This is a genomic window from Arthrobacter sp. P2b, assembly GCF_900168295.1.
GTDB lineage: Bacteria > Actinomycetota > Actinomycetes > Actinomycetales > Micrococcaceae > Arthrobacter.
Genome location: NZ_FVZL01000006.1, coordinates 95,586 through 109,546 on the forward strand (window position 1 = coordinate 95,586; position 13,961 = coordinate 109,546).

Sequence of the window (13,961 nt, forward strand, 5' to 3'; positions counted from 1 at the left end):
ACCCGGTGGTCCGGACGCCGCCAACGTGCCACAGCGGAATATTCTTCGGCCTTGGCGGAGAACAGCTCTTCCTTATTCAGCCCGCCGCACCGAAGCGGGGAAGTGAGAGAATAAAGTTTTGCGGTCACCCCTGCCCTGGACGTGCTTGACCAGCACCGGGCAGGTGCCAGGCGCCACCAGCGCAGCCTTGCGGCCCGGTTGACTTATGACTCAATGAAAGTGACAACCTGATGAAAATCAAAGCGATGAAGTGGCTCACTACCGCGCCCGTTGCACTCGCCCTCGCTGTTTCCCTGGCAGCCTGCGGCTCAGGATCCTCGCAGCCCAGCGGTACCCCGACTGACGCCCTCGCCGGCAGCGACCAGCAGACGCTGGACAAGTACACCACTGACGACGTCACCCCGATCGACCAGATCGACAAGACCAAGCTCGGTCTCAACACCGAAGGCAAGCTCGAGGTGGGCACCCTCTCGGATGCACCCCCGAACATCTTCATTGATCCCTCCGGCAAGTTCACGGGCTACGACAACGAACTGCTGCGCGCTATTGCCGGCAAGCTCGGCCTCGAGGTCGAATTCGTTGCCACCGACTTCTCCGCCCTGCTCTCCCAGGTTTCCACCCGGCAGTTTGACGTCGGGTCCTCCTCCATCTCCACCACCGAAGCCCGCCGCCAGAATGTCGGCTTCACCAACGGCTACGACTTCGGCTTCATGGCCGTTGTGGCCAAGACCGACGGCGACGTCAAGAGTTTTGACGACCTGACGGAGGATCTGCGCATCGGCGTTGTCCAGGGCACGGTCCAGGACGACTACGTTACCAACACGCTGAACATGGAACCGATCCGCTTCCCGGACTACGCCACCGTGTACGCCAACGTCCGCAACGGCCAGGTGGATGCCTGGGTGGCGCCTTCCCAGCAGGCTGAGGGCCAGGTCAAGGAAGGCGACGGCACCGCCATCGTCGAGTCCAAGATCAATACCGAGAACTTCACTGCCTACGCTGTGGCCAAGGACAACCAGCCCCTGATTGATGCGCTGAACTCCGGCCTTGACGCCGTAGTTGAAGACGGGACCTGGTCCAAGCTGACCAAGGAGTGGTACCCGGACCGCGAAATGCCGACTGACTGGAAGCCGGGCAGCAAGGCCGCCACGGTTCCCCAGAGCTGATTGAGCCGGGACGTTCATGGATCTCCTGGACCAGCTTGCTGACACCTTCTTCAACTGGGAGGAAATGGTGAAAGTCATTCCCGCCCTGCTCATGGTGGGTCTGCCCAACACCCTGATCCTGGCTGTGGCCTCCGGCGTTCTCGGTTCCCTGCTGGGGCTGCTGCTGGCCATGATGGGGATCTCCCGCAACGCGGGAGCCCGGTGGGTGGCACGTATCTACACCGATATCTTCCGCGGCCTCCCGGCCATCCTAGTGATCCTGGTCATCGGCATCGGACTGAGCCCGATCGCCCGTGAGATCACGGGTTCGCGGAATCCTTATCCGCTGGGCATCCTGGCCCTGACCCTGATCGCAGCCGCCTACATCGGCGAGATCTTTCGGTCCGGCATCCAGAGTGTTGAAAAGGGACAGTTGGAGGCCTCCAGGGCGCTCGGATTCAGCTACGGCAGCTCCATGCGGCTGGTGGTGGTGCCGCAGGGCATCCGCCGGGTCCTTCCGGCCCTGGTGAATCAGTTCATCTCGCTGCTGAAGGATTCCTCGCTGGTGTTCATGCTGGGCCTGGCCGCCTCCGACCGGGAAATCTTCCGGATCGGAAATGACGCCATGGCCAACACGGGAAACCTTTCACCGCTGGTTGCGGCCGGTGTGCTGTACCTGATCCTGACCGTCCCGCTCACCCACTTCGTGAACTTCATCGACCACCGGCTGCGTACCGGCAAGCCGGAGAAGAAGGAACCGGATGAGCTGGCAGCACCTATCGGCAAGGGGGCACAGGCATGACGGAGTTCGCTTCCGGAACCCTGACCGGCAAGAACCTGCACCTCTCATTTGGCCACAACCATGTTCTCCGCGGCATTGACCTGCACGTGGAGAAGGGCACCACGGCATCGGTGATCGGCCCCTCCGGGTCTGGTAAATCCACGCTGCTGCGGGTCATGAACCGGCTGATCGAGCCGGACCAGGGCGACATCCTGCTGGATGGCCGTTCGGTCCTGAAGGACAACCCTGACGAGCTCCGGCAGCGGATCGGCATGGTGTTCCAGCAGTTCAACCTGTTCCCGCACAAGACCGTGGTGGAGAACGTTTCGCTGGCGCTCCGCAAGCTCCGGAAGCTGCCCGCGGACCAGGCGCGCGCCGAAGCCCTTGAGCAGCTGGACCTGGTGGGCCTGAAGCACAAGGCTGACGCCCGCCCGGCCAACCTCTCCGGCGGCCAGCAGCAGCGCGTCGCGATTGCCCGCGCGCTGGCCATGAAGCCGGAAGTCATGTTCTTCGACGAGGCCACCTCGGCCCTGGACCCTGAGCTGGTGAAGGGTGTCCTGGCGCTGATGACGGACCTTGCGAAGGGCGGCATGACCATGGTGGTGGTCACCCACGAGATGGGCTTCTCCCGCAACGTGTCGGACATCGTGACGTTCATGGATGCCGGTGTTGTGGTGGAGTCCGGGCCTCCGGAACAGCTCTTCACCGCGCCCCGCACGGACCGGCTCAAGGGCTTCCTCTCGGACGTCCTGTAACGCCTGCAGCATAAAAGAAATCCCCGGTTGCGCCGCAACCGGGGATTTTTTTGTTTGCGCCGAGATGGCACTTAACGGCAGTTCCACGCGCCGGGATTGCCGTGAAGTGCCATCTCGCGGGGAGTTAAGGGGCCGGCGGCGGGACTAGCCCTGGGCGGCCGCCGCGGCCTTTGCTGCTGCCGGAAGGGCGTCGTAGATCCGGTTCATGGCGGCGTCATCGTGCGCTGCCGAGAGGAACCAGGCTTCGAAGACCGACGGCGGCAGGTAGACGCCCGATTCCAGCATCGAGTGGAAGAACGGTGCGTAGCGGAAGGTCTCCTGGGCCTGGGCGTCGGCGTAATTGTGGACGCCGTGGGCCGACGTGCCGAAGGCCACGGAGAACAGGTTCCCGGCGAACTGGATGGAGTGGTCCACCCCTGCTGCGTCAAGGGCGGTGGACACGGCTGAGGAAAGCTCCAGGGAGCGGACGTCGATGAACGAGTACACGTCCCGGGTGGCGTGGGTCAGGGTGGCCACACCCGCCGCCATCGCCACAGGGTTACCTGACAGGGTGCCGGCCTGATAGACCGGACCGGTGGGCGCCAGGTGGTCCATGACGTCGGCACGCCCGCCGAGGGCCGCCGTCGGCATTCCTCCGCCGATGACCTTGCCGAAGGTGAGCAGGTCCGGCGTCCAGGGTTCGGCGGCGTCCGGCGCTCCGCCGGTGAGGCCCCAATATCCGGAGTAGCCGGTGCGGAAGCCGGTCAGGACCTCGTCCACGATGAGCAGCGCGCCGTGCTCGCGGGTGATGCGCGACAGCCCCAGGTTGAAGCCTTCCTCAGGAGTGACCACGCCCATGTTGGCCGGGGCGGCCTCGGTGATGACGGCCGCGATGTTCTGCCCGTGGGTGGCAAAGGCTTCCTTGACCGCCGCGAGGTCGTTGTACGGCAGCACCAGGGTCTCGGCCGTGGTGGCTTCGGTGACACCGGCCGAGCCGGGAAGCGCGAGCGTTGCCACGCCCGAGCCCGCCGATGCCAAAAGGCTGTCAAGGTGCCCGTGGTAGCAGCCGGCGAATTTGACGATCAGGTTGCGGCCGGTGACGCCGCGGGCCAGGCGGACGGCCGTCATGGTGGCTTCGGTGCCGGTGGACACCATGCGGAGGCGTTCGACGGCGGGCACGCGTTCCTGGACAATGGCGGCCAGGTTGGCCTCATCCGGGGTGGATGCGCCAAAGGACAGCCCGCGGTCCACGGCGGCGTGGACGGCGTCCAGCACGGCCGGGTGCGCGTGGCCCAGCAGGGCGGGGCCCCAGGAGCATACCAGGTCCACGTATTCCTTGCCGTCGGCGTCCGTCAGGTACGGCCCTTTGGCGGCGACCATGAAGCGCGGGGTCCCGCCCACGGATCCGAAGGCGCGGACCGGTGAGTTGACGCCGCCCGGCATCAGCTGGCGGGCGCGGTCGAAGAGTGCCTCGTTGCGAGGATTGCTGGAAGTCATGGTTCCTATTCTCTCAGTTAGCCGGCGCGTCAGCTGCCGAGCAGTTCAGCCACCCTGGGCGCCACTGCCGTGCCCAGGAGCTCAATGGACCGCATCATCGCCCCGTGCGGCAACGGCCCGCTGCTGTACTTCAGGTCGAAGCGGTCCACCCCAAGGTTCTGCTTCAGCAGGACGATTTTCCGGGCCACAGTCTCCGGTGATCCGACGTAAAGGGCACCCTCGGGAGCGCACATCGCGTCGAACTCGGACCGTCCGGCGGGACCCCAGCCACGTTCTGCTCCGATCCTGTTCCGCAGCGTCAGCCAGTGCGGGAAGAATTCCTCCCTGGCCTCTTCGTCGGTGGGGGCAACGTGCCCCGGCGAATGCGTGGCCATCTGCTGCATCGGGTGCCCGTACTTGGACATGGCTTCGCGGTAGAGGTCAGCCAGCTGCCGGAAGGCACGCGGCTGGCCGCCGATGATGGCGAAGATGATCGGATAGCCGTACTGTGCGCAGCGGAGCACCGATTCAGGTGTTCCACCAACCCCGATCCAGGTGGGCAACAGATGGTGTTCCAGGGGCGGGTAGACGCTGAGGCCGTGCAGGGCCGGCCGGGTGCGGCCTTCCCAGTGCACAGGCTTCTGCGACCGCACCTTGCTGAACAGTTCCAGCTTCTCCTCGAACAGGAGTTCGTAGTCGGCCAGGTCCAATCCAAAGAGCGGGAAGGATTCAACGAAGGACCCGCGGCCCAGCATCACCTCGGCCCGGCCATTCGAGATGGCGTCCACCGTGGAGAACCGCTGGAACACGCGGATGGGATCATCCGAGCTGAGGACCGTGACCGCTGAGCCGAGCCGGATCTGCTGCGTGCGGGCGGCTGCCGCCGCCAGGAAGACTTCCGGGGCGGACACCGCGAAGTCCTTGCGGTGGTGCTCCCCCACGCCAAATGCGTGGAGTCCGACGGCGTCTGCCAGCTCTGCCTGTTCCAGCAGCTGCCGCAGGACTTGCGCATGCGGCAACGGGCTGCCGTCGGGCTTCTCGCCGACGTCGCCGAACGTATTGAGGCCGAGCAGGATCCGGTCATCGCCCACGGGCGCAGTCGGGTTCTGCCCACCGGGTCCGGGCGAAGTGGTGAACCCGGAGGAAACGGCCTCGCTCACCGGGATTCCTTGAGCCAGCCGGCCAGTTCGGCCGCCCAGTACGTCAGCACCATGTGGGCACCGGCCCGGCGGATTCCCAGCACGGACTCGGTGATGGCCGCCCGCCGGTCGATCCAACCGTTGGCCGCGGCCGCTTCGATCATGGCGTACTCGCCGGAGATCTGATACGCGGCTACCGGCACGGGGCTCATCGCGGCGACGTCGGCCACGATGTCCAGGTAGCTCATGGCCGGCTTCACCATCACGATGTCGGCGCCCTCCACCAGGTCGAGTTCCACCTCACGCAGGGCCTCGGTGCGGTTGCCGGCGTCCATCTGGTACGTCCGGCGGTCACCCTTCAGCTGCGAATCCACCGCCTCACGGAACGGTCCGTAGAAAGCGGACGCGTACTTCGCAGCATAGGCAATGACTGAGGTGTTGGTGTGGCCGGCTTCGTCAAGGGCGGCACGGATCGCGGCGATCTGTCCGTCCATCATTCCGGAAGGGCCCAGCATGTGCGCTCCGGCATCCGCTTGTGCCACGGCCATCCGGGCGTAGATTTCCACGGTCCGGTCGTTGTCCACGTACCCGTCGTCGTCGAGCACGCCGCAGTGGCCATGGTCCGTGAACTCGTCCAGGCACACGTCGCTCATGATCACCAGATCATCACCAACCTCGGCCCGGACGTCCCGGATGGCCTTGTTCAGCACACCCTCCGGGTCCAGGGAGGCCGAGCCCTCAGCATCGCGGGTTTCGGGGATGCCGAAGAGCATGATCCCGCCGAGTCCCAGCTCAACAGCCTCGGCGGCGGCACGCTTGAGGGTGTCTGTGGTGTGCTGGACAACGCCCGGCATGGACGTGATGGGATTGGGTTCGGTCAGCCCCTCCCTGATGAAGGCCGGAAGGATGAGCTCGGCCGGCGCCAGGCGTGTTTCAGCGGTCAGCCGGCGCATGGCAGGCGTGGTGCGGAGGCGGCGGGGGCGTTGGCTGGGAAAAGTCATGTCCTGTCCTTCACGTTGTTTCAGGTTGGTGCCCAAGGGCGGCTTCGACGGCGGCAACAAGGCCTTCCGGCGTGGGCTCAGCCGCCACCGCGGCCACCGGCAGGCCAAGCGCGGCCGCCTGCTCCGCCGTCGAACGCCCAATCACCACCAGGCGGCAGCGGTGCAGCGGTGTGAGGTCAGCGATGCGCCGCACCGCGCTGGGCGAGGCTGCGACGACCGCATGGATGCTTCCGTCCGCTATCCCGGCAGCGGCTGCGGCCGGTGACAGCAGCGAGTACGACGGCGGCGCCTGGCCCGGTCCCCCGTCTTCCACCGGGACGGCGAGCCTGCGCTCCGCTGACGCCGGGTATTCGACGGTCCGGTAGGCGGTGACCACCGTAACGTTGCTGCCCGCCGCGAGCAGTCCCTCGGCCAGCCGGGGTGCAGCGATGTCGGCCTGCGGCAGCAGGACCCTGCCTCCGCCCGGCCACACCTCGAGCAACCCGGCGGCGGACTGCTCGCCCGAAGGCGTCAGGTGGACAACCAACCCGTTCGCTTCCAGCAGCCCGCGCGTCGCCGGACCGATGGCAGCGATACGGGTGCCGGCAGGGATCCACTGGTTGAGCACCACGCCGCGATCCTTTGCCTTGTCCAGGAGGACATGGACCGTGGTGGCACTCGTGACCACCAGCCAGTCGAAGGCGCCGGCGCCCACGGCATCGCAGGCTACGTCAAGGGAATGCTGGTCTGCCGCCCGTTCGAAGTCGATGAGCGGCAGGAGGACGGCGCTGGCTCCGGCCTCTTCCAGTGCAGCCACGAGCGAGAGCGAGCGTTCGGGGCTGCGCGTGACCAGGACCCGGGCTCCGCTGAGCGGTTGGTCCGGACCGGATGCACGGGAAGGCGATCCCATGGCCAGGTCAGGAAGCCTGCAGGTCTGCGATGTCGGCGGCCCCGCCGGCAAGGAGGACTTCGGCCAGTTCGATGCCCAGCAGGGTGGCCCCCACTTCGGTCAGCCCGTCAGTTGCGCGCTTGTCCCGGACCGAAGCTGTGCCGTCCACGGCACACACCACGGCTTCCAGGTGAAGCATGCTGCCCTTGCGGTAGGCGTAGGCGCCCACCGGAGCCGCGCACCCGGCCTCAAGCCGGGCCAGCAGGGCCCGCTCCGCGGTGACGGCGAGCCGGGTGTCCGGGTCATCGAGTGCAGCCAGCGCCTGGGCAAGCACCCGCCGGGATCCTTCGGTTGAACCGGGCCTCGGAGGTGCATCGGCGGTGCGGCATTCGATCGCCAGGGAACCCTGTCCGGCGGCGGGGAGCATAACGTCCGTCTCGAGGTATTCGCTGACCGCGTCCAGCCTGTTGATGCGCTCCAGGCCGGCTGCCGCCAGCACAACGGCGTCAAGGTCGCAGGACTTGCCAGGAACAACCTGGTCCGTGGTGTTGCCGGGGAGCCCGGGGACCCTGCCGAGGCGGGTGTCTACGTTGCCGCGGATGTCCAGGATTTCCAGGTCGGGCCGGGCCGCGCGGAGCTGGGCGGCGCGGCGGGGCGAACCCGTCCCCACCGTGGCACCGGCAGGTAGATCGGCGAGCTTCAGCCCGTCCCGTGCGCAGAGGACGTCACGGACATCCACGCGCCGCGGCGTCGCTGCAAGGCTGAGACCCACTGCCGCCCCGGTGGGCAGGTCTTTCAGCGAATGGACGGCGACGTCACACTCGTTCCGGAGCAGCGCGTCGCGCAGGGCGGCAACGAAAACGCCGGTGCCGCCCATTTGCGACAGCGATCCGGTGAGGACGTCGCCATCGGTCCTGATGTGGACGAGCTCCACGGGAAAGCCTCCGACGGCGGCAAGCTGGTCCGCGGTCTGCTGCGTCTGGGTCAGGGCCAGCTTGCTGGCCCTCGTTCCGATCCGGACGGTCACTGCTGTGCTGCTCCCTGGGTTGCGTCCCGGCCGGCCGGTGCCGCGGGATAGGGGTCATGGCCGGTGCCCACCGTGGTGTCCGCCCCGGAGATCGTGGGCTTTTCGCCCCGGAAGTTTGCGCAGCACCCGGGCCGGCATACGTCGTACCAGGGGCCCAGGTCCGTCACGGCAGGGCGGTCGCTGATGTTGTTTGCCGCCGTGCGTTCGGAGATCAGGTCCACCAGGCCGTTGACGAACTTGCGGTGCGTTCCGGGGGTTGGGACGCGGGTGGCGGCCAGGCCCAGGTTGGCGCAGGTTTCCAGGGCCTCGGTATCCAGGTCCCAGACAACTTCCATGTGGTCGCTGACGAAGCCCAGGGGCACGATGACGATGCCCTTGATGCCCTGGCCGGCCAGCTCCTCGATTGCATCGTTGATGTCAGGCTCAAGCCACGGCACGTGCGGGGCGCCGGAGCGGGACTGATACACCAGTGACCAGGGTGCGGTCAGGCCGGATTCCTCCTGGACCCGGCCGATGACGGCCGCGGCAGTGGCGAGGTGCTGGGCCACATAGGCTGAGCCTTCCTCGAATTCGCGCGGTTCGCCCTCGGACCTGCCCGCTGCGTCGGCGTCCCGGGTGGGGATGGAGTGGGTGGCGAAGAGGATCTGGATGGGCGCGTCCGGGGTTCCGGCTTCTGCCAGCTTGGCACGGACGTCGGCGAGGCCGGCGGCGGTACCTTCCACGAACGGCTCCACGAAGCCGGGGTGGTCGAAGTACTGGCGGACCTTGTCCACCTCAAGGCGTCCGTCCAGGCCGGTTTCGGTCAGGGCCATGCCGATGTCCTCGCGGTACTGGCGGCAGCTGGAGTAACAGGAGTAGGCACTGGTGGTGATCATCAGCACCCGGCGGTGGCCGGCGTCGTACGCGTCCTGCAGGGTCTGCGGGATGTAGGGCGCCCAGTTGCGGTTGCCCCACAGCACCGGAAGTTCGATGCCGCGGGCGGCCAGTTCGGCTTCGAGTGCCGCCTTGAGCTCGCGGTTCTGCTGGTTGATGGGGCTGATGCCGCCGTTCGCCCGGTAATGGTGCGAGACTTCCTCGAGCCGCTCGTCCGGGATCCCGCGGCCGCGGGTGACGTTGCGGAGGAACGGGATGACGTCCTCCTGCCCTTCGGGGCCGCCGAACGAGGCGAGGAGGACGGCGTCGTAATCCTTGGGGGCCATCCGGCCGGCCTCTGTGACAGGGTTAACGGCGGTGGTTCCCTGCGGATCAAGGGGACTCATGCGAGGACCTCGGCTACCTCTTCGGCGGAGATCCGGCGTCCTGTGTAGAACGGGATTTCCTCGCGGACGTGGTTGCGTGCTTCCGTGGCGCGCAGGTGGCGCATCAGGTCCACCAGGTCCACAAGCTCGGGAGCTTCCAGGCCGAGGATCCACTCCCAGTCGCCCAGGGCGAAGGAGGAGACCGTGTTGGAGATGACCTGCGGGAAGTCGCGGCCCAGCAGGCCGTGGTCGCGAAGCATCTTTCCGCGCTCGGCCTCGGGAAGGATGTACCACTCGTAGGAGCGGACGAACGGGTAGACGCACAGCCATTCAGCCGGTGCCACCCCGCGGGAGTATGCGGGCGTGTGGTTCTTCGCGAACTCAGCCTCGCGGTGGACACCCATGGCGGACCAGACGATCTCGGTTCCGGTGAAAAGGGTGCTGCGGCGGATGTCGCGGATGGCCTGCTGCAGGGCTTCCGGCTTGGGGCCGTGGAGCCACACCATGATGTCGGCATCGGCGCGCATGGCCGAGACGTCGTAGCTGCCGCGATGGGTCACGCCCGCTTCGGCAAGCCGTTCCAGCAGGGCCTCGAAGTCAGCGGCGGCATTGGCGCTGCGGACCACTGCCTCGGACCGCTTGAAGACCGTCCAAAGAGTGAAGAACTGCTCGGCTGATTCTTCGGTTTTAGTGACAGATTCGGCAGAAGTGTGGCTCATGGTTACAAGTTTGCCCTGTAGTACGCGTCAAGTCGAAACCAACGAGTTTCTACAGCTCGTAGAAGTGCGCAAGGTCACAGGCCTGCACGCAGGCCGGCACCGACCGGGTGCCGGCCTAGGGGTTGCGCAGGCGGAAAAGGACCAGCCCGGCGGCACCGGCCACGCCAACCAGCCCTGAGCCCAGCCAGACCATGGCGCTGCGCGGTTCCGGCTGTGCAGCAAGCCGGGCATTGCTGCGCGGCGTGCTGCCCGGCGTGCCCGTGGAGTACGGCGTCCAACCGGTGGCCTGCGGCGCGGCGTAGGGCGAGGAATACAAGGGTGAAGCAGCGGCCTGGCGGTCCGTAGCAGCCGTCCCGGCAAAGGGTGCTTGTCCTGCCGTGGCGTCGATTCCGGTTTGCTCCTCCGCCGCCGCCGCAAGTTTGCCCGGCTCTGATGCAGGGGATGCAGGGGATGCCGGGTTTGCTGCCGGTGCGCCTGCGGGGGCCGCGGAGGTTTCCGGGCTGTCCGAAACCCCTGCGTCCGGAGCCGGCGCTGAAGCAGGGGCCGGAGTGGCGGCGGAGGCGGCCGGTGCAGTTCGCGACGGCGCCGGAGCCGATGTTGCAGAGGGGGTGGTGGGAGTCTTGCCGGCACCCGGCGCGCTGGCCGTGGGCGCGCCAGACGGCTCCGTGCTGGGGGTGGGTGCGGCGGTTGCTGAGGGACTCAGGGTGGCCGTTACCGCCGGGAGAAGCGCCGGCGGCACTGGAATCGCGGAGGCACTTGCGGATGGGCTGGGGCTGGGAGCCTTGCCGGGATCGGCCTGCTTTCCCTTTCCGTTTCCGTTGCCGCCGGATTCCTTGCCCTTGGCATCTTTCCCGTCGCGGTTCTGGCCGGGGGCATCCTGCCGGGCGGCCTCGGACTGGCCCTGCAGGGAGGCTTCCAGGGGGAGGATCTTGTTCTGCTGCGTGACGGGTGCGGCCGGGTCACCGGGGTCGGGCGTCACCTCCGCTGCCTGGGACGCAGAAACGCCGGTGGCTAGAACCAGTACCGCTCCGATTGCCGCAGCTGCTGAGCCGCGCCGGATTCCCCCATGGATACCGGTCCGGGACATTGAAAGCTCGGACCTGTTGTCAACCATAGTCACCGACCCTAACCAGATCGGCGGGGGAACTTAAAACCGGCAAAAGGGCAAACCGCCGCCTGGGAGAGGCAGGTTTTGAGCTCGTGGCGCGCTGACCAGCGACGACGTTCAGCCGACCAAGTTCCGAACTTGTGTCCGAGTGTCGGACACCACGGCGGCCAGCCCGTTGCCTGCCACCCAACCACCCACCAGTGCCAGGCCGCCGGCCGCCGTGCAGGCTTCCCGGATCGCCGTCACCCGTGCGCGGTGGCCGACGGCGGCGAACGGCAGGGACCCAGGCCAGCGGACAACGTCCCAATCCACCAGGCTTTCCCTGGTGATGCCGACGCCCAGCAGCGCCGCCGCATCGCGCAGGGAGGCGGCCAGGAGGCTGTCATCGGTCTCCGGCCCGGCGGATGGTTCCCCTGCCCCGTCCGCCCTGCCATAGGAGAGGCGCAGGACATGCCGGCCGGGGCCGGCTGCATCTGCCAGCCAATCCCATTTGCCGGTGGCATGTGTCAGCGCCTTTGCTTCGATCCCGGGAGTCTGCGGTGCCACCAGCACACCCGTGCCGCGGGGGCGGTTGTCCAGGCCGGGGTTGTCCAGCACCAGGGTGACAAGCTTTATGTCCGGTCCTGATGCCGGCTTTTGTCCTGCGGTCGCGGGGACCGGCCCTTCCAGCAGGTCGACGGCGGTGGGGCCATCCACCGCCACCACCAGCACGCCGGCGTCGAACGTTCCGCCGATGGACTGTACGCGCCAGCCTTCGGATGAGCGGGCGACCGAAACGGCCGGGGTATCGGCCAAGAGCGTGACTCCCCGCCCGCGGAGATCCTTGACCAGCGCATCCACCAGGGTGTGCATGCCGCCTGTCAGGCCGGCGACGGCGGACCCGGCTTTGGCGGGTCGGCCGGAGGTGGAGGCGCCCGGCACTCCTGCCGCGTCGTGGGCGCCCTGCCTCTGGGCGGCGACGGCGGCGGCGAGGGAGCCGTGCTGCCGGAGCCTGGCGCGGAGCCCGGGAGCCACCATGTCGACGTCGAGCAGTGCAGGATCGGCAGAATGGACACCGCCCACCACCGGGGCTACGAGCCGTTCCAGCACCCGGGCGCCCATCCTGGCCTTGACGAGGGCGGCGACGCTGACCACGTCACGCCCGCTTCCTACCGAAGCGGGCAGGAACCGGTCCAGGGAAGCACGCAGGGAACCCGGGAGGCCAAGTGTCCGGCGGACCTCAGGGTCCCAGGGGTTGGCCGGGATGCCGAGTATCCCGGTTTTGGGAAGTTCGCGGGGGCCTTCGGGGAGCTGCACCCATGCCCCGCCGGGCCTGGGAGCCACGATGTTGCCCGCGAGGCCCAGTTCAGCGGCAAGTCCGGAGACGGCATCGGACCGCGTGGCAAAGGACTCGGCACCGCTGTCCAGGGTCAGGCCGGCCACCACATGGCTGCCCACGCAGCCGCCCCACCCGCTGCCGGCCTCCAGGAGGGTGACCCGGTACCCGGCGGCAGCCAGCTCCCGCGCGGAGAGCAGCCCGGAGATGCCGCCGCCCAGCACCAGCGCAGTTCCGGGGTCCAGCGGCGCACTGCCCACCGGTTACTCCGGGGAGATGGAGTGGATGAGTTCAACCACCCGGGTCAGGACTGCCGGGTCCGTCTCGGGCGGCACGCCGTGGCCAAGGTTGAGGACGTGCCCGGGGGCGGCGGAGCCGGCGGCGATGACCTCGCGGACGTGCGCTTCAAGAACGTCCCAGGGCGCCGACAGCAGGGCAGGATCGATGTTTCCCTGCAACGGAACGGTGCCGCCCAGCCGGCGGTTCGCTTCATCCAGCGGCAGCCGGTAGTCCACGCCCACCACGTCGACGCCCACGTCGCGCATGGCAACGAGGAGCTCGGAAGTTCCCGTGCCGAAGTGGATGAGCGGCGCGCCGAGGTGCCGCACATGGTCCAGGGCGCGGGACGACGCCGGGGCAACAAACCGGGTGTAATCGGCCAGTCCCAGCGAACCTGCCCAGGAGTCGAACAGCTGCGCGGCCGAGGCGCCGGCTTCCAGCTGCGCCTGGAGGAACATGCCGGAGGCGTCGGCGGCCCAGTTGGCCAGGGCGTTCCAGGTGTCCGGGTCGGCGTGCATCATGGTGCGCGGCCCGAGGTGGTCGCGGGAAGGCTTGCCTTCAACCATGTAGGCCGCAAGCGTGAAGGGTGCGCCGGCGAACCCGATCAGCGGCGTCTTGCCCAGTTCGGCCACCGTCAGCCGGACCGCTTCCCGGATGGGTTCCAGAGCTTCCCATGTCAGCTGGGGCAGCGCCGCGACGTCCGCGGCCGTACGGACGGGCTTGTCGAGGACAGGGCCCACGCCCGGGACGATGTCCACGCCCACGCCGGCAAGCTTGAGCGGAATGACGATGTCCGAGAAGAAGATCCCCGCATCGACGTCGTGGCGGCGGACCGGCTGCAGCGTGATCTCGGATGCCAGTTCAGGCCGGAGGCAGGAGTCCAGCATGGCGATGCCCTCGCGCACCTTGAGGTATTCGGGCAGTGAACGACCTGCCTGCCGCATGAACCAGACGGGACGGCGGGACGGCTTGCCGCCGCGGTAGGCCGTTATCAGCGGGGAGTCCGCGGTGCGGCCGTCCAGCAGTGGATGGTCAGCGGCAAGTACGCCGGCAGCGGAGACGGCAGGGCTAGGAGTCATGCCATCGATTGTGCCGAAAATCAGCGCCAAAAGATAACGACAGACTGTCTCC

The 13,961-nt window shown here is 67.7% G+C and carries 13 protein-coding genes; 3 read left to right on the plus strand and 10 right to left on the minus strand.

What is annotated here, in order from left to right; genetic code table 11:
- Positions 1-230: 230 nt before the first annotated feature.
- The 3 genes from B5520_RS12005 to B5520_RS12015 are packed head-to-tail and all read left to right on the plus strand — an operon-like array spanning position 231 to position 2,681.
- On the plus strand, positions 231-1,166 hold the full coding sequence (locus B5520_RS12005; RefSeq protein WP_050054486.1) for a substrate-binding periplasmic protein: 936 nt from the start codon (positions 231-233) through the stop codon (positions 1,164-1,166).
- 16 nt (positions 1,167-1,182) lie between these two features.
- Positions 1,183-1,947 carry an amino acid ABC transporter permease gene (locus tag B5520_RS12010; RefSeq protein WP_079597291.1) on the plus strand — a complete coding sequence of 255 codons (765 nt, stop codon included), beginning with the start codon at positions 1,183-1,185 and terminating at the stop codon, positions 1,945-1,947.
- Positions 1,944-2,681 (plus strand): amino acid ABC transporter ATP-binding protein, encoded by a 738-nt coding sequence (locus B5520_RS12015; protein WP_079597292.1) that lies wholly within the window; start codon positions 1,944-1,946, stop codon positions 2,679-2,681. Before B5520_RS12010 ends, B5520_RS12015 begins: the two co-directional genes overlap by 4 nt.
- A gap of 144 nt (positions 2,682-2,825) precedes the next feature.
- On the opposite strand, the gene hemL is transcribed toward B5520_RS12015, so the two are convergent.
- The 10 genes from hemL to hemE all read right to left on the minus strand — a co-directional run bounded on the left by hemL (position 2,826) and on the right by hemE (position 13,909).
- Positions 2,826-4,157, minus strand: a complete 1,332-nt coding sequence (gene hemL / locus B5520_RS12020) for a glutamate-1-semialdehyde 2,1-aminomutase (RefSeq protein ID WP_079597293.1) — start codon at positions 4,155-4,157, stop codon at positions 2,826-2,828.
- A 29-nt stretch (positions 4,158-4,186) separates the two neighbouring features.
- Entirely contained in the window at positions 4,187-5,296 is a 1,110-nt protein-coding gene (locus tag B5520_RS12025) for an LLM class flavin-dependent oxidoreductase (protein WP_079597294.1), read from the minus strand.
- Positions 5,293-6,276, minus strand: coding sequence for a porphobilinogen synthase (hemB, locus tag B5520_RS12030; protein WP_079597295.1), 984 nt, complete (start codon positions 6,274-6,276; stop codon positions 5,293-5,295). Before hemB ends, B5520_RS12025 begins: the two co-directional genes overlap by 4 nt.
- A gap of 10 nt (positions 6,277-6,286) precedes the next feature.
- Entirely contained in the window at positions 6,287-7,165 is an 879-nt protein-coding gene (locus B5520_RS12035; RefSeq protein WP_079597428.1) for a uroporphyrinogen-III synthase, read from the minus strand.
- A gap of 7 nt (positions 7,166-7,172) precedes the next feature.
- Positions 7,173-8,171 (minus strand): hydroxymethylbilane synthase, encoded by a 999-nt coding sequence (hemC, locus tag B5520_RS12040; RefSeq protein WP_079597296.1) that lies wholly within the window; start codon positions 8,169-8,171, stop codon positions 7,173-7,175.
- The gene (locus tag B5520_RS12045) at positions 8,168-9,430 is read right to left on the minus strand and encodes a ferrochelatase (protein ID WP_079597297.1); all 1,263 of its coding nucleotides are present in this window, start codon (positions 9,428-9,430) and stop codon (positions 8,168-8,170) included. Before B5520_RS12045 ends, hemC begins: the two co-directional genes overlap by 4 nt.
- Positions 9,427-10,128 carry a hydrogen peroxide-dependent heme synthase gene (gene hemQ / locus B5520_RS12050; RefSeq protein ID WP_079597298.1) on the minus strand — a complete coding sequence of 234 codons (702 nt, stop codon included), beginning with the start codon at positions 10,126-10,128 and terminating at the stop codon, positions 9,427-9,429. The genes B5520_RS12045 and hemQ overlap by 4 nt, the downstream gene beginning before the upstream one ends.
- Positions 10,129-10,243: 115 nt before the next feature.
- Complete coding sequence (locus B5520_RS12055) at positions 10,244-11,242, minus strand: hypothetical protein (protein ID WP_079597299.1); 999 nt, start codon at positions 11,240-11,242, stop codon at positions 10,244-10,246.
- 111 nt (positions 11,243-11,353) lie between these two features.
- Positions 11,354-12,811 carry a protoporphyrinogen oxidase gene (hemG, locus tag B5520_RS12060; protein WP_079597300.1) on the minus strand — a complete coding sequence of 486 codons (1,458 nt, stop codon included), beginning with the start codon at positions 12,809-12,811 and terminating at the stop codon, positions 11,354-11,356.
- A 3-nt stretch (positions 12,812-12,814) separates the two neighbouring features.
- On the minus strand, positions 12,815-13,909 hold the full coding sequence (hemE, locus tag B5520_RS12065; protein WP_079597429.1) for a uroporphyrinogen decarboxylase: 1,095 nt from the start codon (positions 13,907-13,909) through the stop codon (positions 12,815-12,817).
- Positions 13,910-13,961 lie beyond the last annotated feature (52 nt).